General features: G+C 41.7%; 28 protein-coding genes. All 28 read left to right on the plus strand.

Features of this window, described 5'->3' with window-relative positions:
• The first annotated feature begins 10 nt into the window (after positions 1-10).
• The 28 genes from codY to ACPF7I_RS05640 all read left to right on the plus strand — a co-directional run bounded on the left by codY (position 11) and on the right by ACPF7I_RS05640 (position 23,339).
• Entirely contained in the window at positions 11-790 is a 780-nt protein-coding gene (codY, locus tag ACPF7I_RS05505) for a GTP-sensing pleiotropic transcriptional regulator CodY (protein ID WP_021094217.1), read from the plus strand.
• A gap of 145 nt (positions 791-935) precedes the next feature.
• On the plus strand, positions 936-1,316 hold the full coding sequence (gene flgB, locus ACPF7I_RS05510) for a flagellar basal body rod protein FlgB (protein WP_009732881.1): 381 nt from the start codon (positions 936-938) through the stop codon (positions 1,314-1,316).
• A gap of 3 nt (positions 1,317-1,319) precedes the next feature.
• Positions 1,320-1,757, plus strand: coding sequence for a flagellar basal body rod protein FlgC (flgC, locus tag ACPF7I_RS05515; RefSeq protein ID WP_430744343.1), 438 nt, complete (start codon positions 1,320-1,322; stop codon positions 1,755-1,757).
• Positions 1,758-1,768: 11 nt separating this feature from the next.
• Entirely contained in the window at positions 1,769-2,056 is a 288-nt protein-coding gene (fliE, locus tag ACPF7I_RS05520; protein ID WP_430744342.1) for a flagellar hook-basal body complex protein FliE, read from the plus strand.
• A 29-nt stretch (positions 2,057-2,085) separates the two neighbouring features.
• Positions 2,086-3,672 (plus strand): flagellar basal-body MS-ring/collar protein FliF, encoded by a 1,587-nt coding sequence (gene fliF, locus ACPF7I_RS05525; RefSeq protein ID WP_430744341.1) that lies wholly within the window; start codon positions 2,086-2,088, stop codon positions 3,670-3,672.
• A gap of 13 nt (positions 3,673-3,685) precedes the next feature.
• Positions 3,686-4,702, plus strand: coding sequence for a flagellar motor switch protein FliG (fliG, locus tag ACPF7I_RS05530; protein ID WP_430744340.1), 1,017 nt, complete (start codon positions 3,686-3,688; stop codon positions 4,700-4,702).
• Complete coding sequence (gene fliH, locus ACPF7I_RS05535) at positions 4,686-5,465, plus strand: flagellar assembly protein FliH (protein WP_430744339.1); 780 nt, start codon at positions 4,686-4,688, stop codon at positions 5,463-5,465. Before fliG ends, fliH begins: the two co-directional genes overlap by 17 nt.
• Positions 5,462-6,775: a flagellar protein export ATPase FliI gene (gene fliI, locus ACPF7I_RS05540; RefSeq protein WP_430744338.1), complete on the plus strand. Its 1,314-nt coding sequence runs from the start codon at positions 5,462-5,464 to the stop codon at positions 6,773-6,775. Before fliH ends, fliI begins: the two co-directional genes overlap by 4 nt.
• 7 nt (positions 6,776-6,782) lie before the next feature.
• Positions 6,783-7,226 carry a flagellar export protein FliJ gene (gene fliJ / locus ACPF7I_RS05545; protein ID WP_430744337.1) on the plus strand — a complete coding sequence of 148 codons (444 nt, stop codon included), beginning with the start codon at positions 6,783-6,785 and terminating at the stop codon, positions 7,224-7,226.
• A 6-nt stretch (positions 7,227-7,232) separates the two neighbouring features.
• Positions 7,233-7,844 (plus strand): MotE family protein, encoded by a 612-nt coding sequence (locus tag ACPF7I_RS05550; RefSeq protein ID WP_430744336.1) that lies wholly within the window; start codon positions 7,233-7,235, stop codon positions 7,842-7,844.
• A 14-nt stretch (positions 7,845-7,858) separates the two neighbouring features.
• Positions 7,859-9,178, plus strand: a complete 1,320-nt coding sequence (locus tag ACPF7I_RS05555) for a flagellar hook-length control protein FliK (protein ID WP_430744335.1) — start codon at positions 7,859-7,861, stop codon at positions 9,176-9,178.
• Between the two features lie 11 nt (positions 9,179-9,189).
• The gene (locus tag ACPF7I_RS05560) at positions 9,190-9,657 is read left to right on the plus strand and encodes a FlgD family protein (RefSeq protein ID WP_430744334.1); all 468 of its coding nucleotides are present in this window, start codon (positions 9,190-9,192) and stop codon (positions 9,655-9,657) included.
• A gap of 13 nt (positions 9,658-9,670) precedes the next feature.
• Positions 9,671-10,039 carry a TIGR02530 family flagellar biosynthesis protein gene (locus tag ACPF7I_RS05565; RefSeq protein WP_430744333.1) on the plus strand — a complete coding sequence of 123 codons (369 nt, stop codon included), beginning with the start codon at positions 9,671-9,673 and terminating at the stop codon, positions 10,037-10,039.
• A gap of 78 nt (positions 10,040-10,117) precedes the next feature.
• On the plus strand, positions 10,118-11,545 hold the full coding sequence (locus ACPF7I_RS05570) for a flagellar hook-basal body complex protein (RefSeq protein WP_430744332.1): 1,428 nt from the start codon (positions 10,118-10,120) through the stop codon (positions 11,543-11,545).
• Between the two features lie 40 nt (positions 11,546-11,585).
• Positions 11,586-11,813 carry a flagellar FlbD family protein gene (locus ACPF7I_RS05575; RefSeq protein WP_043964761.1) on the plus strand — a complete coding sequence of 76 codons (228 nt, stop codon included), beginning with the start codon at positions 11,586-11,588 and terminating at the stop codon, positions 11,811-11,813.
• 1 nt (position 11,814) lies between these two features.
• Positions 11,815-12,228, plus strand: coding sequence for a flagellar basal body-associated protein FliL (fliL, locus tag ACPF7I_RS05580; protein WP_021094205.1), 414 nt, complete (start codon positions 11,815-11,817; stop codon positions 12,226-12,228).
• A gap of 31 nt (positions 12,229-12,259) precedes the next feature.
• Positions 12,260-13,258: a flagellar motor switch protein FliM gene (fliM, locus tag ACPF7I_RS05585; protein ID WP_009732896.1), complete on the plus strand. Its 999-nt coding sequence runs from the start codon at positions 12,260-12,262 to the stop codon at positions 13,256-13,258.
• Entirely contained in the window at positions 13,248-14,399 is a 1,152-nt protein-coding gene (gene fliY / locus ACPF7I_RS05590) for a flagellar motor switch phosphatase FliY (RefSeq protein WP_430744331.1), read from the plus strand. Before fliM ends, fliY begins: the two co-directional genes overlap by 11 nt.
• 19 nt (positions 14,400-14,418) lie before the next feature.
• The gene (locus tag ACPF7I_RS05595; protein WP_003394872.1) at positions 14,419-14,778 is read left to right on the plus strand and encodes a response regulator; all 360 of its coding nucleotides are present in this window, start codon (positions 14,419-14,421) and stop codon (positions 14,776-14,778) included.
• A gap of 12 nt (positions 14,779-14,790) precedes the next feature.
• Complete coding sequence (fliZ, locus tag ACPF7I_RS05600; protein ID WP_430744330.1) at positions 14,791-15,417, plus strand: flagella biosynthesis regulatory protein FliZ; 627 nt, start codon at positions 14,791-14,793, stop codon at positions 15,415-15,417.
• A complete protein-coding gene (fliP, locus tag ACPF7I_RS05605; RefSeq protein ID WP_021094202.1) occupies positions 15,410-16,075 on the plus strand; it encodes a flagellar type III secretion system pore protein FliP in 666 nt (221 codons plus the stop codon). The genes fliZ and fliP overlap by 8 nt, the downstream gene beginning before the upstream one ends.
• A gap of 14 nt (positions 16,076-16,089) precedes the next feature.
• Positions 16,090-16,359: a flagellar biosynthesis protein FliQ gene (gene fliQ, locus ACPF7I_RS05610; RefSeq protein ID WP_009732900.1), complete on the plus strand. Its 270-nt coding sequence runs from the start codon at positions 16,090-16,092 to the stop codon at positions 16,357-16,359.
• Complete coding sequence (gene fliR / locus ACPF7I_RS05615) at positions 16,356-17,135, plus strand: flagellar biosynthetic protein FliR (RefSeq protein WP_430744329.1); 780 nt, start codon at positions 16,356-16,358, stop codon at positions 17,133-17,135. Before fliQ ends, fliR begins: the two co-directional genes overlap by 4 nt.
• Position 17,136: 1 nt before the next feature.
• A complete protein-coding gene (flhB, locus tag ACPF7I_RS05620; RefSeq protein WP_430744328.1) occupies positions 17,137-18,219 on the plus strand; it encodes a flagellar biosynthesis protein FlhB in 1,083 nt (360 codons plus the stop codon).
• A 31-nt stretch (positions 18,220-18,250) separates the two neighbouring features.
• Positions 18,251-20,287, plus strand: coding sequence for a flagellar biosynthesis protein FlhA (gene flhA, locus ACPF7I_RS05625; RefSeq protein ID WP_430744327.1), 2,037 nt, complete (start codon positions 18,251-18,253; stop codon positions 20,285-20,287).
• On the plus strand, positions 20,284-21,390 hold the full coding sequence (gene flhF / locus ACPF7I_RS05630) for a flagellar biosynthesis protein FlhF (RefSeq protein ID WP_430744326.1): 1,107 nt from the start codon (positions 20,284-20,286) through the stop codon (positions 21,388-21,390). The genes flhA and flhF overlap by 4 nt, the downstream gene beginning before the upstream one ends.
• On the plus strand, positions 21,387-22,256 hold the full coding sequence (locus ACPF7I_RS05635) for a MinD/ParA family protein (protein WP_430744325.1): 870 nt from the start codon (positions 21,387-21,389) through the stop codon (positions 22,254-22,256). The genes flhF and ACPF7I_RS05635 overlap by 4 nt, the downstream gene beginning before the upstream one ends.
• Before the next feature lie 12 nt (positions 22,257-22,268).
• The gene (locus tag ACPF7I_RS05640; protein WP_430744324.1) at positions 22,269-23,339 is read left to right on the plus strand and encodes a protein-glutamate methylesterase/protein-glutamine glutaminase; all 1,071 of its coding nucleotides are present in this window, start codon (positions 22,269-22,271) and stop codon (positions 23,337-23,339) included.
• Positions 23,340-23,346: the final 7 nt, after the last annotated feature.

Genomic DNA, 23,346 nt, shown 5'->3' on the forward strand with positions numbered 1-23,346 from the left:
AGGATGCGATATGAATTTACTTGAAAAAACGAGAAAAATTAATGCGATGTTGCAAAACGCGGCCGGAAAGCCTGTGAACTTTAAAGAGATGGCAGAAACGCTTTGCGAAGTCATTGAAGCAAACATTTTCGTTGTGAGCCGCCGCGGAAAGTTGCTCGGCTTTGCCATTAAACAAACGATTGAAAATGAACGAATGAAAAAAATGTTAGCCGATCGTCAATTTCCAGAAGAGTATACGAAAAACTTATTTCATATTACAGAAACATCGCCAAATCTTGATATTAATAGCGAGTATACGGCATTTCCGATTGAAAATAAAGACTTATTTAAAAATGGCTTAACGACGATCGTGCCGATTATCGGTGGCGGGGAACGCCTTGGAACGCTCATTTTATCCCGATTAGATAAAGAGTTTCACGATGATGATTTAATTTTAGCTGAATACGGAGCGACAGTTGTTGGAATGGAAATTTTGCGTGAAAAAGCGGAAGAAATTGAAGAAGAAGCGCGCAGCAAGGCGGTTGTGCAAATGGCGATCAGCTCTCTTTCATATAGTGAATTAGAAGCAATTGAGCATATTTTTGAAGAATTAGATGGGACAGAAGGCTTGCTCGTTGCAAGTAAAATTGCTGATCGTGTCGGCATTACGCGTTCAGTCATTGTCAACGCGCTTCGTAAACTAGAAAGCGCCGGAGTCATCGAATCCCGCTCGCTCGGAATGAAAGGAACGTACATTAAAGTATTAAACGATAAGTTTTTGACAGAACTCGAGAAGTTAAAACATCATTAAAACAAAAAGGCATCTTTCTCGTGAAGATGCCTCTTTTGTTAAAGTATGTGAAAAATAGTCCAATGTTCCCTATATACATAACATAAATAATTTTTTACAATAGAGGTGTGTTGTCGAACGGTGTCTTTACAAGGAGGAATATGCCGTGAAATTGTTTTCAAATACATTCCAAATATTAGAACAAGGATTAAATTATTCATCATTAAAGCAAAAAGTGATCGCAAACAATATTGCGAATGTCGATACACCAAACTTTCAAGCGAAAGATGTTCAGTTTCGTACGGAATTTCAGCAAGCGTTGCAAGCGTATCGTACCGACCCTCGCCATTTTGAGTTTAAAGGAAGTACAAACAAATTTTTCGTGACAACGAAAAACGATCTCGTTTACAATCATAATAAGAATAATGTCGATCTAGATAAAGAAATGTCGGATTTGGCACAAAATCAAATTTACTATAACGCTTTAGTCGAACGTTTGAACGGAAAGTTTAACTCCTTAAAAACGGTCATTAAGGGAGGAAAATAATACATGTTTCAAAGTTTCAATGTGTCCGCCTCTGCGTTAACTGCTCAACGGTTGCGTATGGATGTCATTTCAGCAAATATGGCGAACGTCGATACGACTCGCGCCAAAATGGTCGATGGAAAGTGGCAGCCGTATCGACGGAAAATGGTTGTCATGCAGCCGAACGAATCGTTTTCTTCTCTTTTAAGTCAGGCAATGAACGAGCGGTCGGCAGGCGGAGTGAAAGTGACAAAAATTATCGAAGACCAAACGCCGTTTAAACTTGTATATGACCCATCTCATCCTGATGCGGATGAAAACGGATATGTAAAGCTTCCAAATGTTGACCCGTTAAAAGAAATGGTCGATTTAATGAGCGCGACCCGCTCATATGAAGCGAATGTGACCGTATTGAACGCAACGAAAGGGATGTTAATGAAGGCGCTAGAAATCGGAAAATAGGGGGATGAACGATGATTGATCGCATTCAGCGCGTATTGCCAGCTACGCAACAACAAGCGATAAAGCCTGTGGAAGCACAACGGGCATTTTCACAATTTTTAAAAGAAGCGATAAACGAAGTAAATAAACAGCAAATCGAGTCAGATTTGCTCACGACAAAGTTAGCAAAAGGAGAAAACGTTGACTTACACAACGTAATGATCGCTTCGCAAAAAGCGAGCGTGTCGCTTCAATTAGCGATTGAAGTACGCAATAAAGTCATTGAAGCGTATCAAGAAGTGATGAGAATGCAAGTATAATGGACCTCAAGAGATAGCGGAGGAAGCGTATGAACGAGCGATTAAAACAAGCGATAGAACGATTTCAATTGTTTTGGAGCGAGAGAACAAAACAGCAAAAAGCGATGGCGCTAGGACTTGTCGGGCTGTTGGTCGTCGCTGTTGCGCTTACTGCTTTTTTTGCGACGCGAACGAACTTTGTTCCTCTCTACAGCAATTTATCGCCACAAGAAGCGGGACAAATTAAAGCGACGCTTGACCAGCGAGGAATTAAGTCGCAAATTACCGATAACGGCACGACGATTTTAGTGCCTGAACAGCTTGTGAACACATTAAAAGTTGAATTAGCTGCAGAAGGTATTCCTGATAGCGGAAGTATTGATTATTCGTTTTTTGGAAAAAACTCTGGTTTCGGGATGACGGATAATGAATTTAACGTGTTGAAAATTGAGGCGATGCAAACGGAACTCGCCAATTTAATAAAAAGTATCGACGGGGTAGAAGATGCAAAGGTGATGATTAACCTACCCCAGCCGACCATCTTTGTTGGTGACCAACAGGAAGAGGCATCTGCGTCCATCGTTTTGAAAACGAAGGCAGGATATAAATTTAATGAACAGCAAATGAAATCGCTATATCACCTTGTTTCCAAAAGCGTGCCGAATCTTCCTACTGAAAATATCGTCATTATGAATCAATATTTTGAGTACTTTGATTTAAAAAATGAAGAAAATTTTTCGTCAGGCAAAACATTTGCTGAACAATATGAAGTAAAACAACAAATTGAGCGCGACATTCAACGCCGCGTCCAACAAATGTTAGGAACGATGATCGGACAAGATAAAGTTGTCGTTTCCGTTACAGCAGACGTTGATTTTACGCAAGAAAACCGCCAAGAAGAACTTGTTGAGCCGGTCGATAAAGAGAATATGGAAGGCATCGCCGTTAGTGTGCAACGCATTACTGAGACGTTCTCAGGAAAAGGAGCACAGCCGGGTGGCACAGCAGGCGTAGGAGAAAACGAAGTGCCAGGATATGAAGGTGCCAATGGCGAGACAAACGGCGATTATGAACGAATTGAAGAAACAATTAATAACGAGGTTAATAGAATAAAAAGAGAAATTGTTGCAAGTCCTTATAAAATAAAAGATTTAGGCATTCAAGTGATGGTAGAACCACCGACACCAAACGATCCGAACTCACTCCCGGCCCAAACGGTTGATGACATTACCAAAATTTTAGGTACGATTGTGCGGACGTCCGTTGATAAAGAGATCGCTGGACAATGGACAGATGCAGATTTACAAAACCGCGTCGTCGTTTCCGTACAACCATTTAATGGAAAAGTGCAGTTTGACGAACAAACATCAGCCATCCCGACGTGGGCATATATTGTTGGTGGCGGAGTCATCGTGTTGTTGCTTGCTTTGATCGTCTTTTTATGGTTGCGTAAACGGAAGAAAGAAGAAATGGACGAACAGCCATTGCAAGAAGAACAAGTAGCAGTACAAATTCCAGATGTAAACGAAGAAGTCGAAACAGAAGCAACGTTGCGCCGCAAGCAGCTTGAAAAGCTCGCAAAAGAAAAGCCAGAAGAATTTGCGAAACTGTTAAGAACATGGCTTGCAGAGGAGTAAAGGAGGGGATTGTATGGCAAAACGCGATCCAAAAGAATTAACAGGAAAACAAAAGGCAGCCATTCTCCTCATTTCATTAGGACCAGACGTTTCAGCATCGGTATATAAACATTTATCAGAAGAAGAAATCGAAAAGCTAACGCTTGAAATTTCTAACGTTCGTCAAGTTGATGCTGAGAAAAAAGAAATGATTTTAGAAGAGTTTCATCAAATCGCCTTAGCGCAAGATTACATTTCACAAGGCGGTATTGCTTACGCGAAACAAGTGCTTGAAAAAGCGTTAGGGCCAGAGCAAGCGATGAACATTATTAATCGTCTAACGTCCGCGTTGCAAGTGCGTCCGTTTGATTTTGCACGGAAAGCCGATCCAGCGCAAATTTTAAACTTTTTACAAAACGAACATCCACAAACGATTGCGCTCGTACTGTCGTATTTAGATCCGGCGCAAGCGGGACAAATTTTGTCCGCGTTACCACAAGAAATGCAAGCGGACGTCGCGCGCCGCATTGCCCTTATGGATCGCACATCACCAGAAATGATTAATGAAGTTGAGCAAGTGCTCGAACGGAAACTATCGACGACAGTTGTACAAGATTACACGCAAACAGGTGGTATTGAAGCGGTTGTCGAAGTGCTAAATGGTGTCGATCGCGCAACAGAACGAACAATTTTAGATGCGCTTGAAATTCAAGATCCGGAGTTAGCGGAAGAAATTAAAAAGCGGATGTTTGTCTTTGAAGATATCGTTACGCTTGATAATCGCGCCATTCAACGTGTCATTCGCGAAGTGGATAATGCCGACTTGTTGCTTGCATTAAAAGTGTCTAGCGACGAAGTGAAAGAAGTCGTATTCCGCAATATGTCATCGCGCATGGCGGAAACGTTTAAAGAAGAAATGGAGTTTATGGGTCCTGTTCGCCTTCGCGACGTAGAAGAAGCGCAATCGCGTATTGTTGCAGTTATTCGTCGTCTCGAAGAAGCGGGTGAAATTGTCGTCGCTCGCGGTGGAGGAGATGATATTATTGTCTAAAGTCATTAAAGCCCCGTTTGCTAAAACGTGTACGGAACAACGAGCCGTCATTCAAGTAAAAAAAGTGTTGCCAGACGTGCAACAAGAAGAACACGAACAGCATGACGAAACGATGACAGCACACGCACAAATGATCATGGAACAAGCAGAACAGCAAGCGGCAAACATTCGCCAAGAAGCGGATATGTATTACGCATCTGTTCAACAACAAATTGCCGAAGAACAAAGGCGATGGGAAGAAGAACGAAGCCGATGGATTGAACAAGCGCGTCAAGAAGGATATGCCATCGGCTTAGAAGAAGGGCGCCAAGAAGGATTTCAACAGTACATGGAAACGATCCAAGAAGCAAAACAAATCGTGCAGTCAGCAAATGAACAATTTTATCACATGTTGCAGTCGGCTGATGAAACGATTTTGCTTATCGCGTGCAAAGTGGCGGAACGAATTATCGGTGAACGTCTTGCTGAAAATAAAGAACATTTTCTCGGTCTTGTGAAGCAAGTCATAAAAGAAGTTCGTGAACATGAAGAAGTGAAAATGTATGTTCACCCGACGTACTATGATGTCGTCATTCGCCAAAAAGATGAGCTAAAAGCGCTATTTAGTCAAGACGTTCATTTGTTTATTTATCCGGATGAAACATTGGCGGAGACAAGTTGTATTGTTGAATCGCCGTTTGGTCGCATTGATGCAAGCGTTGACACGCAACTTGAGCAATTGAAGATACAATTGCTCGAACGAATCGAGGGGGCAATTGAATGAACTGGCAAGCGCTTATCAATGAAATTGAACTGCTCGACCCGTATAAACGATTTGGTAAAGTGACGCGCGTCATCGGCTTAATGATTGAAGCGAAAGGCCCGGAAAGCTCGATCGGAGATGTGTGCTATATTCATATCGGCCATAAAAAAAAGAAGAAAATTCAAGCCGAAGTCGTTGGATTTCGCGATGAATACGTACTATTAATGCCATATGCAACGGTTCAAGATATTGCCCCCGGTTGCATTGTAGAGGCAACGGGCTCTCCGTTAGAAATTAAAGTAGGTTCAGCGCTTGTCGGACGTGTCATTGACGCATTAGGTGCTCCGATCGATGAGCAGCCGCTTCCGAAAGGGCTGACGGCTGTTCCGATCGATCGTCAACCGCCAAATCCGATGACGCGTCCACCGATTTCGGAGCCCATTGAAGTCGGCGTGAAAATGATCGACAGTTTGCTTACGGTCGGAAAGGGGCAACGTGTCGGCATTTTTGCTGGGTCTGGGGTTGGAAAAAGTACGTTAATGGGAATGATTGCCCGCAACACAAACGCTGATTTAAACGTCATTGCTCTTATTGGAGAGCGCGGACGTGAAGTGCGAGAGTTTATTGAACGTGACCTCGGGCCAGAAGGATTAAAACGTTCCATTGTCGTTGTTGCGACGTCCGATCAACCAGCGCTCATGCGCATTAAAGGGGCGTATACAGCGACAGCTATTGCCGAGTATTTTCGAGACCAAGGGCTGAACGTCATGTTTATGATGGATTCTGTCACGCGCGTTGCAATGGCGCAACGTGAAGTCGGATTAGCTGTCGGAGAACCACCGACGACGAAAGGATATACACCGTCTGTTTTCGCTATGTTACCAAAACTGCTTGAACGGACGGGAACGAATGAACACGGAACGATTACTGCCTTTTATACAGTGCTTGTTGACGGCGATGATATGAACGAACCGATTGCTGATACCGTTCGCGGTATTTTAGATGGCCACTTTGTTTTGGAACGTCAACTAGCAAATAAAGGGCAATATCCAGCAATTAACGTATTAAAAAGCGTCAGCCGCGTCATGAACTACATCGTAACGCCAGAACATCGCAAAATGGCCGAAAAATTGCGCGAGTTGCTTGCGACATACGTTCAGTCTGAGGATTTAATTCAAATTGGTGCATACAAACGAGGGTCGTCGCGGGAAATTGACGAAGCGATTCGCTATTATCCGAAAATTATTTCTTTTTTAAAGCAAGATGTTCATGAATCATACACAATAAATGAAAGCGTTCAACAGTTGTTTCAACTTATTGAACAAGGGTGAATAAACGATGACACCGTTTAAATTAACGAAAATTTTAAACTTAAAAGAACATGAAAAACAAAAAGCGCTGCACGAATATGAAGAGGCGCGCAGCCGATTTGAAGAAGTGGCGGAAAAACTATATCACTTTTTAAAACAAAAAGAAGAATATGAAGAACAACATAAACAACAACTACAGTTAGGGGTAGCGATTCAACATATTCGTTCGTTTCAACAATTTATGAGCAATTTGCAACGCGTCATCGACCATTATCAACATCTTGTTATACAAGCCCGTCAACAAATGGAGTTGAAGCAACTGAAGTTAGTTGAATTAAACGTAGAAGTGAAAAAATACGAAAAAATAAAAGACAAATATGACGAAATGATTGCGACACAAATGCGAATCGCAGAACAAAAACAGATGGACGATATTTCAATACAGCAATATTGCTATCGAGAGATAAGGTGAGCGTCAATGGAACAGTTTGAAAAAGAAGAAGAAACGAAAAAAACAAGTAAGTTTCAATGGTTTCTCTTTGTCGTTTTTATTCCACTTTTATTTACCATTTCGGTTGTTTTGCTCATTTTAACATTCTCCGGTATTAACGTATTTGAACAAGGGAAAAAATACGCGAGTCAATTGCCGTTCGTATCGCAATGGATTGAAGGAACGGAAGCAAACGAAAAAAAGAAACTGCAACAACAAATCGTTGAGCTAAAAGCAACCATTGTCGAAAAAGAGAAACAACTAACAAAAGCAAACGATGCGCTCAAAGAAAAAGAAGGGGAAATTGATGCACTGAAACAAGAAATTGCGCGCCTGCAAGCAGAGAAGGAACAAGCTCAAGAGCCGACAACAACGCCGCCAGCCGAGCAAACAAATACTTCGCGTGTCGATGTTGTCAAAATGTATGAAACAATGTCTCCAAAAAAAGCGGCAGAAATTATTCCACAAATGTCGGACCGCGAAGCCGTCGATTTGCTATCGCAGTTAAAAACAGATAAAGTGGCGGCCATTTTAGAAAAAATGGATGCACAAAATGCGGCGAAATATACGAGCTTGCTTGCGAAAAAAGCGAACAATTGAAAGGAGGTGAGTAGATGAATATCGCGCCGATTTCCTCGTTGACTTCGTTTCGTGGGCAACAGGCAGAAACAACGGTCCAAACGAATGATGGCAACGCATTTGCCCATCTACTTTCATCGTTGCGGCAACAGTCGGCACCGCAACCATTGCCTGAGCAACATATGGTGCAATCAATCGATTGGGAAGCATGGCAACAATGGTTGACGCAACTGCCGGACGATGTCACGTATGCACATACCGACATGTTGTCAAACGAAATGATACAGTCGTTTCTTTCTCTTTTACCAGAAGAAGTAAAAGAGAAAATGGTCGATCGTTTCTCAACAAATCAACCGTTTGAAACGATATTTGTGTCGAAGGATGATCGAGATGAAGAAGATGAACTGATGCTTATGATGGTTTTGTTTCAACTCGAACAAAAGCAGCAAACGATTCCAGAGCCGATCATCGAACAAGTACGCAAAACGCTAAGCACGATGTTTGGAATACATGATAAACAAAGTGGCACGATCGCAGCAATGTTGCAAACATTAACAAAAGAAATGAACAATAGCGAAAAACGGACGAATGCCACGTATTATACGCAAGACGATCGCGCCCTTCAACATCTTTTGAAAGATGCGCTATTCACATCACGTTTGCAAGAAAAACGATTTCATTCCAAAGGCGTTGCATTACTTCAAGGTCAGCAAGTGGATTCTAAAGGTGTTGCATTACTGCCAAGGGGACAAGTGGATTCTAAAGATGTTGGCTCATTCACGCAAGAGAAGCAAGCTGTCCAAAAATTATCCCAAGCACAGCTATTTGTGCAAAAAGAACCTACATCATTATTACAAGAGCGAAAACAACCGATCGCTCGCGTGTATGAACATATTTTACATGTCGGACAGCAAACAAATGAACATGCACCGATGGAGCTAAACACGATCGATACAACAAAAGATACGCCTTTTGTTACACAATTTGAACGTATTTTGCGCGCAAGCAAACTAACACATTGGAAAAATGGCAATACGCAAATGCTCATTCGTTTGCATCCGGAACATTTAGGGTATATCACAATTAAGCTCATTCAACAAAAAGGAAAATTGACGGCAAAAATGATTACATCAACCGATGCGGCGAAACAGTTAGTTGAACAACATATTCATCAGCTGGCGCATATTGCGGACCATATTACTGTTGAAAAGTTTCATGTATTTGATGAAGCGAAATTTCGCGACCATTCATTCCAACAACAAAAACAGCAACACCAAGAGCAACAAAAAGAACAAAAGAAACAACATGACGAATCTTTTGATGAGTGGTTGAAAGAATGGTTTGACTTTGAATAGAGGTGATGAACGTGACAGCCATCGATCCGAGTTTGCTTTTGTCACAGCGTCAAACACAACAAAGAGAAACAGGGAAAAGCTCATTAGGAAAAGATGATTTTTTAAAAATTTTAATTGCCCAATTGCAGCATCAAGATCCGTTAAACCCGATGGAAGACCGAGAATTTATTTCGCAAATGGCAAATTTCTCATCGCTTGAACAAATGGTGAATATGTCGAATATGATGGGCAAGTTTATTGAATCGCAAACAAGTACATCAGAAAAGCTTGTCAGCACGCTAGATGCGTTGCAAAAGCTTATGCAACAACAATCTACACCGTCGCTTGCTCAATATAGCGAATGGATTGGCAAAACGGTCACATGGGATGAACAAAGCGGTGTTGTGAAAGCGGTCGTTCAAAAAGGCACAGATATATGGTTAGAGCTTGAACAAGGAGAAACGGTGTTAGCCTCTCGCGTCACAAAAGTGTCGCAATAAAGGAGGTGAGGGAATGGATCGAATACAGTTTTTTCCGCATGCCCCGCTTATTCCGCCGAAAAAGCAAGTCGTTGCTTCATCAAAGTCAGAGCGACAATCGTTTCGCGATGCGCTTACTGAAGCAGGAAAAGGGTTGAAAATAAGCAAGCATGCGCAACAACGTTTGCAAGAGCGAAATATTCATATTAACGATGAACAATGGGCGATGATTGGGAAAAAAATTGTAGAAGCGAAACAAAAAGGGGTGCGCGACTCGCTCGTCATTACAAATGAAGCTGCATTAATTGTGAGCGCTGTGAATCAAACAGTCATTACAGCGATGCATCGCGAAGAAGCACAAACGCAACTGTTTACAAATATTAATGGCGCCATCATTATATAAAAGGCTGGACCTTTACAGGAAGCCTTTGAGCGTGCGGAATGACAGAAGCCGCTCAAATAACAAAAAGGAGAGGATCATATGTTACGTTCCATGTTCACTGGCATTGGTGGTATTCGCAACTTTCAATATAAATTAGACGTCATTGGTAACAATATTTCTAACGTCAATACGTATGGTTATAAAAAAGCGCGCGTCACATTTAAAGATCTCGTATCACAACAAATTTCCGCAGCGACATCATCAACAGGAACGCGTGGGGGAATGAACGGCAAACAAATCGGACTAGGAAGCGGCCTCGGTTCAATCGAAACGATTCATACGCAAGGTTCGACGCAAACAACATCGCGTCCGCTTGACTTAGCGCTCGGTGGCGACGGTTTTTTTGTCGTAGGTTCAATCAATGATGTGACGCTTATCGATATGGACGGTCCCGCGGGAAAGCTTGGTACGAATAAAGTAAATAAAGGTGTGCCGATTGATCGTGTCTTTAACTTAAGCTTTACACGTGCTGGAAACTTTTATTTGGATGAATACGGTTATATTGTTAACTCGGACGGACAATATTTAATTGGCGAGGCAGCGATTAAAGATGTAGATACGGTCAAAAACAATGCTCCATTCGTAGATGTGGCTAAGAGAAATATTGAAACGTTTATTAACGGGGTATCAGGAGCAACAACTAAGCCAAATGGTTTAGTCGATTTTATAAAAAACTGGAAGAGTGAATTTACAACAGATACGACATCTGGAAAAACACAATTTATTGCTTTTGTTAATGAATTAAACAATCAGTTGAACAAATTAAATGGTCAAATAACTGGAAAAATATATGATAATACTACAGGACAAACAGGTGCTGCAAGTGGGTTAAATAGTACAAATGAACCGTTTAATGATAAGGTAGCACCAAAAGCGTCCATTAATCCAGTACCAACCATTCAAACGGATCCAACGAAAATTAATTGGGATATGGCGCTAGAAGAGGCTGAAAAAATGATGGGACCTTTCTTGGAGCAAATTAGCGGCTTTATTGAAAGCGTCCAGCAAGTATTACAAGATTATAGTGAGCCAAAATACGGAAATGTGACAAGCTTTGAGCCAGGACTCATTCAAATTCCGAAAACGGCGAAAAGCTTTGGGATTACGGCAGATGGAAAAGTGACGTTCATCGATAGCAACGGGCAATTAAAAATTGCTGGACAAATTTTATTGGCACAATTTCCAAACCCAAGTGGTTTAGAAAAAATGGGTGGCAATACGTTTAAAGAAACAAACAACTCCGGTAAGCTTGACCGAAATGCGAACGGGTTGACGATTAATGAGTTGTCGCGCCCTGGCTTAAATGGAGCAGGTGAAATTATTTCTGGAGCGCTTGAAATGTCAAACGTAGACTTATCTGAAGAATTTACGGAAATGATTGTTGCACAACGCGGATTCCAAGCAAATACGCGCATTATTACAACGTCGGACGAAATTTTACAAGAGCTCGTCAACTTGAAGAAATAATAAATAAAGGGGGGACGGGGGCGTTTGCCCCCGATACATAATGATTCGATTAACGCGGCTAAACGGCAAACCTTTTACGTTAAACGCCATTTACATAGAGCAAGTTGAAGCATTCCCAGATACGACAATTACGTTAACGAATGGTAAAAAGTTTGTCGTGCGGGAGTCTGTTGAAGATGTTATGTTATTAGTAGAAACGTTTTATCGTAACATTTCTGTTCTCGGATTAAGGAGAGATGCGGAGGGATCCGACGTTGAAAGACAATAAAATGTTAAAAATCATGCTTATTGTAATGGGCGTCATTACGCTCGTTAGTGTTGTTGCACTTGTTGTAGTGATGAAGTTTATGGGGAACGATGAGCCGAAAGAACCGACGGTCGATGAAATTGTTGCAAGTTCATTTGATGTACCGGAAATGATGACGAATTTAATGGATGGTAGCTTTATTAAAATCGCGTTTAAAATTCAAACAGATAGCGAAAAAGCAAAAGAAGAAGCAGAAAAGCGCGATTTTCAAATTAAAAATATTATTATTGAAGAATTGTCAGAAATGACGGCGGAACAGTTTAAAGGAAAGCAAGGAAAACTGCTCCTAGAGAAAAAACTGCGCGAACGCATCAATGAGGTCATGCAAGAAGGAAAAGTTGAGAAAATTTATATAACCTCCTTTATTCTCCAGTAAATAAAATGAATAGGAGTAGGAGGTGAGAACGGTGTCAGGAGAAGTTTTATCACAAAGTGAAATAGATGCCTTGCTGGCGGCGCTATCTGCTGGAGAGATGAGCGCCGATGAATTGAAAAAAGAAGAAGCAGAGAAAAAAGTAAAAGTGTATGACTTTAAACGAGCGTTGCGGTTTTCGAAAGACCAAATTCGCAGCTTAACGCGCATACATGAAAACTTTGCTCGATTATTAACGACATTTTTTTCAGCGCAGTTGCGCACATACGTGCAAATTTCCGTTGCATCGGCTGATCAATTGCCGTATGAGGAGTTTATTCGATCCATTCCGAAAATGACGATTTTAACAGTGTTTGAAGTCCCCCCTCTTGATGGACGCGTGCTGTTAGAAGTAAACCCAAATATCGCTTATGCGATGCTTGATCGCGTATTAGGCGGCAGAGGGGTAAGTTTGAACAAAATTGAAAACTTAACAGAAATCGAAACGAAAATTATGTCAAATTTGTTTGAAAAAGCATTTAGCAACTTGCGTGAAGCATGGGAATCAGTAGCGGATATCGATCCAATGTTAACAGATTTTGAAGTAAACCCTCAATTTTTACAAATGGTATCACCAAATGAGACGGTTGTTGTTATTTCATTAAATACGCAAATTGGTGATACAAGTGGCATGATTAATATTTGTATTCCGCATGTTGTGTTAGAACCAATTATTCCGAAATTATCGGTTCATTATTGGATGCAAACGCAAAAAAAAGCGCGCGAACCAGAGGAAGTGGCGACGTTACAAAAGCGACTAAAACAAACGAAAGTGCCGATGATCGCAGAGCTTGGCACATCGACCATTTCTATCCAAGAATTTTTACAACTTTCCGTTGGCGATGTCATTCAGCTAGATCAAACCGTGCGCGATCCGCTTGTGATCAAAGTAGGAGATGTGCCAAAATTTATTGGACAGCCCGGAAAAATGAATAAACGATTAGCCGTACAAATTTTAGATGTGATAAAGGGGGAAGACGGCGATGATGAGTGACGATATGTTATCTCAAGACGAGATTGATGCGTTGTTGCGAGGAATTGACGAAGACCCGATGCCGTCTAGCACAATGTCGATCGATGAAGTGTTAACACCGATCGAACAAGATGCGCTTGGTGAAATTGGAAACATTTCATTTGGTAGTTCAGCGACAGCGCTCTCGATGTTATTAAACCAAAAAGTGGAAATTACAACACCAAGCGTTTCGCTCATTGAGCGTTCACGCGTGGCAGAGGAGTTTCCACATCCGTATGTGGCGATTCAAGTAAGCTATACGGAAGGATTTTTAGGAACGAATTTGCTCGTGATTAAGCAGTCTGACGCGGCCATTATTGCTGATTTGATGATGGGCGGAGACGGAACAAATCCACCAGCGTTCATGGATGAAATTCAGCTAAGTGCCGTGCAAGAAGCGATGAACCAAATGATGGGTTCGGCCGCCACATCGATGTCAACGATTTTTAGTAAAAAAGTCGATATTTCTCCGCCAAGTTTGCATTTGCTTGATTTATCAGAAGGAGAAGGGTTTGAATATTTACCACCAGATGATGTGCTTGTAAAAGTATCGTTTCGTTTAAAAGTAGGCAACTTAATTGATTCGAACATTATGCAGTTACTTCCGATTCATTTTGCGAAAGAATTAGTCGAAAATTTATTAAATCCGTCTAGTACAAATGCACAAACATCAGCTACAATAAATACGAATGAGCCACGTCAAACCGCGCCATCCGCACAAACACAACAAGCGCCTTCACCGGCTCAACAAACGCAAAAAGAAGCTCCTCAACACGTAGGAACGGGAGCTGTGCAGCAGCCTGTCAACGTTCAGCCTGTTGCTTTTGCAAGTTTTGAACCAGCGCCATTGCCAGAGGCGGAATCGCGCAATCTCGACATGTTGCTTGATATTCCGTTGCAAGTGACGGTAGAACTTGGGCGGACGAAGCGCTCTGTTCAAGATATTTTAAGCTTATCGTCAGGGTCCATTATCGAACTCGATAAGCTGGCTGGTGAACCGGTTGACATTTTAGTAAACAATAAATTGATCGCCAAAGGTGAAGTCGTTGTCATTGATGAAAATTTTGGCGTGCGCGTGACAAGCATTATTAGCCAGAGCGATCGATTAAACAAATTACGATAATTTGGGAGGTTTTTGGAGAATGGCGAGAATTTTAATTGTTGATGATGCAGCATTTATGCGAATGATGATTAAAGATATTTTAACGAAAAACGGACATGAAGTCGTTGCTGAGGCGGCTGATGGAGCGCAAGCAGTAGAAAAATATAAAGAGTTTCGCCCAGACTTAGTCACGATGGACATTACGATGCCAGAAATGGACGGCATTACAGCGTTGAAAGAAATTAAAAAAATTGATAGTAACGCAAAAGTCATTATGTGTTCGGCCATGGGACAACAAGCGATGGTCATTGATGCGATTCAAGCAGGGGCAAAAGACTTTATCGTCAAGCCCTTCCAGGCAGATCGCGTCATTGAAGCCATTAATAAAACGCTCGGTTAGAGGTGGAATTCATTGCGCTATATTCGCATCATGATGTTGTGCGCGTTCGTTGTTCTGCAAGCAGTTTCCCCTGCTTTTGCAGAACAAACGAATAGCGTCAAAGAATGTGTAGAGCATCCAGAAAAGTGTAAAGAACAACAAGTGAACGAGGCAACGAAAGCGGAAACGGTTGTTCAACCGGATCCGATTACGTTTTGGGATTTTGCCAAGCTAATCGCTGCAACGGCTTTTGTTGTGTTTTTGTTATATGCTCTTTTAAAATGGCTAAATAAACAAAACCGATTTTATGAGCGCAAAGGGCTCATTCAACATTTAGGCGGGACAAGTTTAGGAACGAATCGAACGATTCAAATTGTGAAAGTTGGTCGACGTGTGTTTATTGTCGGTGTAGGGGAATCGATCCATTTATTGAAAGAAATTACGGACGAACAAGAAATTGAAGAGTTGCTTAAGCAGCATGAAGCGCGGCTTGATTCATTGCTTGATACGAGCGTATGGAAATCGCTCCAATCGCTTTGGCAGCAGAAAGCGAGCGAACCTCGTTTTCGCCAGTTATTTGACCGCGAGTTACAACGGTTAGCTGAAGAGCGAAAAAAAGCGATGAGAGCGCTAGAAAAAGAAAGGGATCCACATGAATGAAGTGATGCAGTTTTTTAACAATAGCGCGCCTGACAATGTAGCGACATCTGTGAAGCTGTTATTGTTGTTAACCGTGTTGTCGATTGCGCCTGGCATTTTAATTATGGTGACGTCGTTTACGCGCATCGTCATCGTCTTATCGTTTGTCAGAACGGCGCTCGGCACGCAACAAATGCCGCCAAACCAAGTGATCATCGGGCTATCGCTATTTTTAACATTTTTTATTATGGCACCGACATTTCAACAAATCAACCGTGACGCTTTACAACCGTTATTTGATGAAAAAATTAACTTAGAGCAAGCATATGAACGAGCCGAAGTACCGTTGAAAGAGTTTATGAGCAAACATACGCGGCAAAAAGATTTAGCTTTATTTTTAAGCTATGCAGGAGCTGAACAGCCAAAAACAGTGCAAGATATTCCGATGTCAGCACTCGTCCCTGCATTTGCGATTAGCGAATTAAAAACGGCTTTTCAAATCGGTTTTATGCTATTCATCCCGTTTTTAGTGATTGATATGATTGTTGCAAGCGTATTGATGTCGATGGGGATGATGATGTTGCCGCCGGTCATGATTTCGTTGCCGTTTAAAATTTTATTATTTGTTCTCGTAGACGGTTGGTATTTAGTTGTGAAATCGTTATTAGAAAGCTTTTAAAGTAGGTGGGAAAAATGAGTCCCGATTTTGTCATTCAAGTTGCAGAACGCGGTGTATATATGGTGCTTGTCATATGTGGGCCGCTCATGTTGCTTGCGCTTGCGGTCGGATTATTTGTCAGCATTTTGCAAGCAACGACACAAATTCAAGAACAGACGTTGGCGTTTGTTCCAAAAATTGTCGCTGTTCTCATCGGTCTCGTTTTTTTCGGGCCGTGGATGCTTTCCCGCATGATTTCGTATGCATACAATATTTTTAGCAACTTAAGTAAATTTGTAGGATGAAGCGTATGGAGTTATACACGTATGTACCAACGTTTTTGCTTATTTTTGCGCGCGTCGCTTCCTTTTTTGCGACGATGCCGCTTTTCTCTTATCGAAATGTGCCAAACGTTCATAAAATCGGTTTTGCTTTTTTCATTAGTTGGATCATGTTTTTTTCACTTGATCCGAAACCAATCGATATTGACGGAACGTATATGATGTTGCTAATCAAAGAAGTGCTTGTCGGACTACTTATCGGTCTTGTTGCTTTCATGATCATGTCAGCGATTCAAATTGCGGGCGGACTCATTGATTTTCAAATGGGTTTTGCGATCGCGAACGTCATCGATCCACAAACAGGCGCACAAAGCCCATTAATGGGACAATATTTGTATACGATCGCTTTGTTTTTTTTGCTTGCCGTCAATGGACATCATTTGTTGTTAGACGGTATTTTTTATAGTTATCAGTTCATTCCGCTCGAGCGTCTCATTTCTTTCGGAAATGGACAAATCGCAGAACAAGTCGTTCGTTTATTTCAAGCGATGTTTGTCATTGCGTTACAAATGGCCATTCCCATTGTTGGCTGTTTATTTTTAGTCGATGTAGCGCTTGGCATTGTCGCGCGCACCGTTCCGCAAATGAACATTTTTGTTATTGGATTGCCTGTAAAAATTATCGTTAGTTTTGTTTTGTTTGTCATTGTATTTTCAAGCATGTTTGTTGTAACAAAACAACTGTTTGAATTCACTTTTACGTCGATGCGCGGCATGATGAAGCTGTTAGGGGGCGCGTAACGTGAGCTGGCTGTCAGTTGATTTACAGTTTTTCGCCGGAGAAAAAACAGAAAAAGCAACGCCGAGAAAACGGCAAGAAGTGCGCAAAAAAGGGCAAGTAGCGAAAAGTGCTGATGCGACTGCAGCTTTTTTAATGCTCGTCGTTTTTCTTACTCTTTCGTTTTCCTCTAGCGTGTGGGGAAATGCGATTGTACGACTGTTTCGTCAATCTTTTCAACATTACTTTTTCATGGATGTGACGGTTGATTCTGTGCAGCTTATTTTTGTTGACCTTCTTCGCCAGCTTGCGATGCTTGTTGGACCGATTTTTTTAGCCGCGATTGCTGCAGCGCTATTTGTTAATTTTGTGCAAGTTGGCTTTTTGTTTACGACGGAACCGTTGCAAATGAAACTAAGTAAACTCGATCCGATTCAAGGATTAAAGCGCATCTTTTCCCTTCGTTCACTTGTAGAATTGCTCAAGTCGATTTTAAAAGTGCTGTTTGTTGGCGTTGTGACATTTTCAGTTTTATGGTTGCACATGGGTGATATTTTATCGCTATCCCATAAATCAATTGGTGCTAGTGCAATCACGCTTGGACGTTTAACGATTCAAATGGGGATCGTCGCTTCTGTCGCTTTACTGTTTCTTTCGATATTCGATTATTTGTATCAACGGTACGATTTTGAAAAAAATATTCGTATGTCAAAGCAAGATATTAAAGATGAATATAAAAAGACAGAAGGAGACCCGCTCATTAAATCGCGCATTAAGCAAAAGCAGCGGGAAATGGCGATGCGCCGCATGATGCAAGAGGTGCCGAAAGCGGACGTTGTCATTACAAACCCAACGCATTTTGCCGTTGCGTTAAAGTATGATGAACAACAAGCGGATGCCCCGATCGTTATCGCCAAAGGGGTGGACTATATGGCACAAAAAATAAAAGATATTGCTAAAAAAAACGACGTAATGATCGTTGAAAATCGTCCGCTTGCGCGCGCACTATACGATCAAACAGATATCGGCATGGTTATTCCGGAAGCTTTTTTCAAAGCGGTAGCAGAAATTTTAGCGTACGTTTATAAAACGAAAAATAAACTTTAATCTTTATGTATGTGAACAGGAGAGAACGCTTATGTCGGCAAGGGACTTATCTGTATTACTTATGGTTGTATTAATTGTAGCGATGCTCATCATTCCTCTACCATCATGGTTGCTTAGCATCCTCATCATTATGAATATTTCTCTTGCGCTGCTCGTTCTCTTAACGTCGATGAATATGCGCGAACCGCTCCAATTTTCGATCTTCCCTTCGCTCCTTCTTTTGCTTACATTATTTCGCCTCGGTTTAAACGTCTCAACAACTCGCTCGATTTTAAGTAGAGGGGAAGCAGGAGGAGTCGTTGAAACGTTTGGAACGTTCGTCATTGGTGGAAATGTTGTCGTCGGGTTTGTTGTCTTTTTAATTTTAGTTATTATTCAATTCGTCGTCATTACAAAAGGGGCGGAGCGCGTATCAGAAGTTGCGGCTCGTTTTACGCTCGATGCGATGCCGGGAAAACAAATGAGCATTGACGCCGATTTAAATGCCGGCATTATCTCTGAACAACAAGCGAGAGAACGACGTGAAAAAATTGCGCAAGAAGCAGATTTTTACGGTGCGATGGACGGGGCGAGCAAGTTCGTCAAAGGTGATGCGATCGCAGGAATTATTATTGTATTAATTAACATGTTATTCGGAATCGTCATCGGCATGGTGCAGCAAGGGATGGACATTGGGGAAGCAGCAAGAAGGTATACGCTATTGACTGTTGGGGACGGGATTGTTAGCCAAATTCCAGCGTTATTAATTTCAACGGCCACAGGTATTGTTGTCACACGTGCGGCCTCTGATGATAATTTAGGTGCCGACATTATGCGGCAGCTGTTTGCGTATCCGAAAATGTTATACGTCACAGCTGGGACCATTTTTTTACTCGGATTGTTTACCCCGATTAATGATTTGTTGACGATTCCGATTGCTTCTTTGCTTGCTTTCGGCGCATATCAATTAACAAAACAAGCTCGTGTGGCAGAAACGACACCAGAAGAGACTGAAGAGGAAATCGAAATGGATCAAATGAAAAGTCCAGAAAGTGTCGTTAGTTTATTAAGTGTGGATCCGATTGAATTTGAGTTTGGGTACGGACTTATTCCGCTTGCTGACGCTAACCAAGGCGGGGATTTATTAGATCGCATCGTCATGATTCGTCGCCAACTTGCTTTAGAGCTTGGCATCGTCATTCCTGTTGTTCGCATTCGTGATAATATTCAACTGCAGCCGAATGAGTACCGACTAAAAATTAAAGGAAATGAAGTGGCGCGTGGCGAGTTGCTGCTTGATCATTATTTAGCGATGAGCCCTGGCGTTGATGATGATTCCATTGAAGGAATCGATACGATTGAGCCGGCTTTTGGTTTGCCAGCAAAATGGATTTCTGAAGAAATGAAAGAGCGAGCTGAAATGTTTGGATATACGGTCGTTGATCCGCCATCTGTCGTATCGACGCATATAACAGAGCTGTTAAAAGCGCATGCGCATGAGTTGCTCGGTCGACAAGAAACGAAGCAGTTAATCGATCATGTAAAAGAATCGTATCCAATTTTAGTTGAAGAAGTGACGCCAAATCCACTATCGGTCGGCGACATTCAAAAAGTACTTGCGAATTTGTTACGTGAAAAAGTATCCATTCGCAATTTGCCGGTTATTTTTGAAACGCTCGCTGATTTTGGACGAATGACAACAGATCCAGATCTTTTAACAGAATACGTTCGTCAAGCGCTCGCACGTCAAATTACGAGCCAGTATGTTGTTGAAGGTCAGCCGTTGCGTGTTATTACATTATCAGGAAAAGTTGAAAAAATGATTGCCGAAGGCGTGCAACAAACGGAACATGGTAATTATTTAGCCCTTGATCCCGTTGTTTCACAAGCGATTATCGAAGCGATTGCTATGCAAATTGAGCAATTTCCGTTTCAAGATCAATCGCCGATTTTACTTTGCTCGCCGGCTGTGCGCATGTATGTTAGACAATTAACCGAACGATATTTCCGTCACGTTCCGGTCTTGTCGTATAATGAACTTGAAGCCAATGTGGAAGTTCAAAGTGTTGGGGTGGTGAATGTGGAATGAAAGTAAAAAAGTTTGTTGCTTCGTCTATGCCAGAAGCGATGAAAATGATTCGTGCAGAACTTGGAAATGATGCTGTTATTTTAAACTCGAAAGTTGTACAAAAAAAAGGATTTCTTGGTCTATTTTCCCGAAAAAATATTGAAGTGATTGCTGCCGTTGATCCAAAGCCAACCACTCCGCCTGTTCAAAAAATGAAAGAAAAACGAAAAGAGCGCACAGAACCGTTGCGTGATGAACAGCTATTAAAAGAAATTCATGAATTAAAAGCGACGATTCGTCAGTTGTCACAAGGAGGGGGTGTTGAGCATTACCCTGCCCCGTTAAAAGCAATAGATGCCCATTTAATGGATCAAGAAATAAGCGATGATGTGCGAGCGATGTTCATGTCTACTTTGTTGCAACGGTGGTACACGTCGGGTGCGAACGGATCGTATGACGAAGTAAAGAAATGGCTTTATGAGGAAATTGTAAACACATTATCTTCTCTTTCTTTCGGCGGTATTTCTTTTCAAAAAAAATTCGTTAACGTTGTTGGGCCAACGGGGGTTGGAAAAACGACGACACTAGCGAAAATGGCGGCCGATTGCGTCATTAAACATAGAAAAAAGGTGGCATTTATTACGACGGATACGTATCGCATCGCGGCGATTGATCAACTAAAAACATATGCAAAAATTTTAAACGTACCAATTGAAGTATGTTACAATCTTGACGATTTTCGCCAAGCAAAAGAGAAGCTTACATCGTACGATATTGTTTTTATTGATACGGCCGGAAGAAATTTTCGCAACGTCCAATATGTGAACGATTTAAAAGAAATGATCGATTTCAATGAAGAAATGGAAACATTTCTCGTATTGTCGTTAACAGCGAAATGGCGAGATATGAAAGAAATTTATACACAGTTTTCCCTCATTCCGATTCATAAATTTATTTTCACGAAAATGGACGAAACGAGTCGGCATGGGGCGATGTTAAATATGATGATTCAATGTCGTATCGGTACAGCGTATATGACGCACGGGCAAAACGTGCCAGACGATATCGTTGAAGCTACTCCACAGCTTGTGGCAAATATGATTACCGGGGTCGAGCAACAATGATGAGAGATCAAGCGGAAAGCTTACGTTTACGTGTAAAAAAAATGCAACACGGTTCAGAAACGAAAGCGATTGCTGTGTTAAGTGGGAAAGGTGGCGTCGGAAAGTCGAACGTCTCGCTAAACTTTTCATTAGCGCTACGTCAGCGGGGGAAACATGTATTGTTGTTTGATATGGATATTGGAATGGGGAATATTGATATTTTGCTTGGGCAAACGTCATCCCATACGATCATCGATATTTTTCGTCCAAATGTCACCATTCATGATATTATAAAGACAGGACCGGATGAATTGGCGTTTATTGCAGGGGGAACCGGATTTACAGAGATTTTCCATATGGATGAACGACAAGTGGAATATTTTATTGAACAGTTACAACACGTTTCTGAGCAATACGATTACATCATTTTTGATATGGGAGCGGGGATGTCCGAAGATCGTCTTCAATTGTTGAAGGCGGTTGATGATATTTTCATCGTGACAACGCCTGAACCAACAGCTTTAACTGATGCATACGCAACGATGAAATACATTCATTTAGCGGACCCACACCTTCCGATTTATGTGCTAGTGAATCGTGCGCGTTCGGATAAAGAAGGAACCGAAACGTTACAACGTTTAAAACAAGTAGCGAAACGTTTTTTAGGAAAAGAGTTACGTGCCTTAGGATATGTGCCAGAAGATCGAACAGTAAGCACAGCTGTTATTCGTCAAACGCCTTTTCTTTTGTTTGATCCGAGTGCCAAGGCGAGCAAGGCGGTAGTGCAAATGACAGATCGCTATTTAGCAGATGAAGAGCATGAGAAGAAAGAGAAACGCCCGTTTCACTTTTTTGCCAAGCTTCGTCAATACTTTTTAGAAAGGTAGGTTATCATCGCTGTGAATAAAGCAAAAGTGCTTGTCGTTGATGACTCTGCTTTTATGCGAAAATTAATTAGCGACTTTTTGTCAGAACATCCGCGCTTGCACGTTGTCGGTACAGCACGTGATGGACAAGAAGCGCTACAAAAAATTGAGCAATTACGACCTGATGTTGTCACTTTAGATGTTGAGATGCCTGTCATGAACGGGCTTGAAACGCTAAAGCATATTATGCAGAAACACCCGCTTCCTGTTGTGATGATTTCAAGCACGACGAAAGAAGGAGCGGAAAATACCATTTTAGCGTTGCAATACGGTGCCGTTGATTTTATCGCTAAGCCTTCAGGTGCCATCTCGCTAGATTTATATAAAATTAAAGATAAAATGATCGAAAAGGTGCTTTTAGCGAGCGAAGCGAATTTGCGAACGGTAAAGATAAAGCAAAAAAAGTCTATGTTGCCACAAAAACAATATAGTAAAATAGAGGTAAGCGAACGACAACATGTAAGCGGAAAGAAGAAAATGATCGCCATCGGCACATCGACGGGTGGACCGCGTGCGCTTCAGCACGTGTTAACGAAATTTCCAGCGACGATTGATGCACCTATTTTAGTTGTGCAACATATGCCAAAAGGATTTACAAAGTCGTTAGCGAACCGCCTCGATTCGTTATGCGATATTCGGGTGAAAGAAGCAGAAGACGGTGAAATTATCCAAAAAGGGACGGCATATATCGCACCGGGTGGGAAACATTTATATGTCAAACGTGTCGGTACATCGCTTGCGATTCATCTTGATGAAGCAGCACCGCGAAACGGACATCGTCCTTCTGTTGACGTCATGTTTGAGTCGTTAAGCGCTCTAACAGATTACGAAAAAATTGCCGTCGTTATGACGGGAATGGGGTCAGATGGCACAGCAGGATTAAAACAGTTAAAAATGTCTGGCAAAACGTTTGTTATTGCAGAATCCGCTGAATCGTCAGTCGTATTCGGCATGCCAAAATCAGCGATTGCTGCCAACGTCGTTGATGAAATTGTTCATGTTGATGATATTGCTGAAGCGGTAATGAAGCACGTACAAGTTTGAGGGGGAT

The organism is Anoxybacillus dikiliensis, assembly GCF_050613275.1.
GTDB lineage: Bacteria > Bacillota > Bacilli > Bacillales > Anoxybacillaceae > Anoxybacillus.

Bases quoted from the DNA above. Each gene is read 5' to 3' on its own strand.
- codY (WP_021094217.1), top strand. From the start codon at position 11: ATGAATTTACTTGAAAAAACGAGAAAAATTAATGCGATGTTGCAAAAC.
- flgC (WP_430744343.1), top strand. From the start codon at position 1,320: ATGTTTCAAAGTTTCAATGTGTCCGCCTCTGCGTTAACTGCTCAACGG.
- fliE (WP_430744342.1), top strand. From the start codon at position 1,769: ATGATTGATCGCATTCAGCGCGTATTGCCAGCTACGCAACAACAAGCG.
- fliF (WP_430744341.1), top strand. From the start codon at position 2,086: ATGAACGAGCGATTAAAACAAGCGATAGAACGATTTCAATTGTTTTGG.
- fliG (WP_430744340.1), top strand. From the start codon at position 3,686: ATGGCAAAACGCGATCCAAAAGAATTAACAGGAAAACAAAAGGCAGCC.
- fliH (WP_430744339.1), top strand. From the start codon at position 4,686: ATGATATTATTGTCTAAAGTCATTAAAGCCCCGTTTGCTAAAACGTGT.
- fliI (WP_430744338.1), top strand. From the start codon at position 5,462: ATGAACTGGCAAGCGCTTATCAATGAAATTGAACTGCTCGACCCGTAT.
- fliJ (WP_430744337.1), top strand. From the start codon at position 6,783: ATGACACCGTTTAAATTAACGAAAATTTTAAACTTAAAAGAACATGAA.
- ACPF7I_RS05550 (WP_430744336.1), top strand. From the start codon at position 7,233: ATGGAACAGTTTGAAAAAGAAGAAGAAACGAAAAAAACAAGTAAGTTT.
- ACPF7I_RS05555 (WP_430744335.1), top strand. From the start codon at position 7,859: ATGAATATCGCGCCGATTTCCTCGTTGACTTCGTTTCGTGGGCAACAG.
- ACPF7I_RS05565 (WP_430744333.1), top strand. From the start codon at position 9,671: ATGGATCGAATACAGTTTTTTCCGCATGCCCCGCTTATTCCGCCGAAA.
- ACPF7I_RS05570 (WP_430744332.1), top strand. From the start codon at position 10,118: ATGTTACGTTCCATGTTCACTGGCATTGGTGGTATTCGCAACTTTCAA.
- ACPF7I_RS05575 (WP_043964761.1), top strand. From the start codon at position 11,586: ATGATTCGATTAACGCGGCTAAACGGCAAACCTTTTACGTTAAACGCC.
- fliL (WP_021094205.1), top strand. From the start codon at position 11,815: ATGTTAAAAATCATGCTTATTGTAATGGGCGTCATTACGCTCGTTAGT.
- fliY (WP_430744331.1), top strand. From the start codon at position 13,248: ATGATGAGTGACGATATGTTATCTCAAGACGAGATTGATGCGTTGTTG.
- ACPF7I_RS05595 (WP_003394872.1), top strand. From the start codon at position 14,419: ATGGCGAGAATTTTAATTGTTGATGATGCAGCATTTATGCGAATGATG.
- fliP (WP_021094202.1), top strand. From the start codon at position 15,410: ATGAATGAAGTGATGCAGTTTTTTAACAATAGCGCGCCTGACAATGTA.
- fliQ (WP_009732900.1), top strand. From the start codon at position 16,090: ATGAGTCCCGATTTTGTCATTCAAGTTGCAGAACGCGGTGTATATATG.
- fliR (WP_430744329.1), top strand. From the start codon at position 16,356: ATGAAGCGTATGGAGTTATACACGTATGTACCAACGTTTTTGCTTATT.
- flhA (WP_430744327.1), top strand. From the start codon at position 18,251: ATGTCGGCAAGGGACTTATCTGTATTACTTATGGTTGTATTAATTGTA.
- flhF (WP_430744326.1), top strand. From the start codon at position 20,284: ATGAAAGTAAAAAAGTTTGTTGCTTCGTCTATGCCAGAAGCGATGAAA.
- ACPF7I_RS05635 (WP_430744325.1), top strand. From the start codon at position 21,387: ATGATGAGAGATCAAGCGGAAAGCTTACGTTTACGTGTAAAAAAAATG.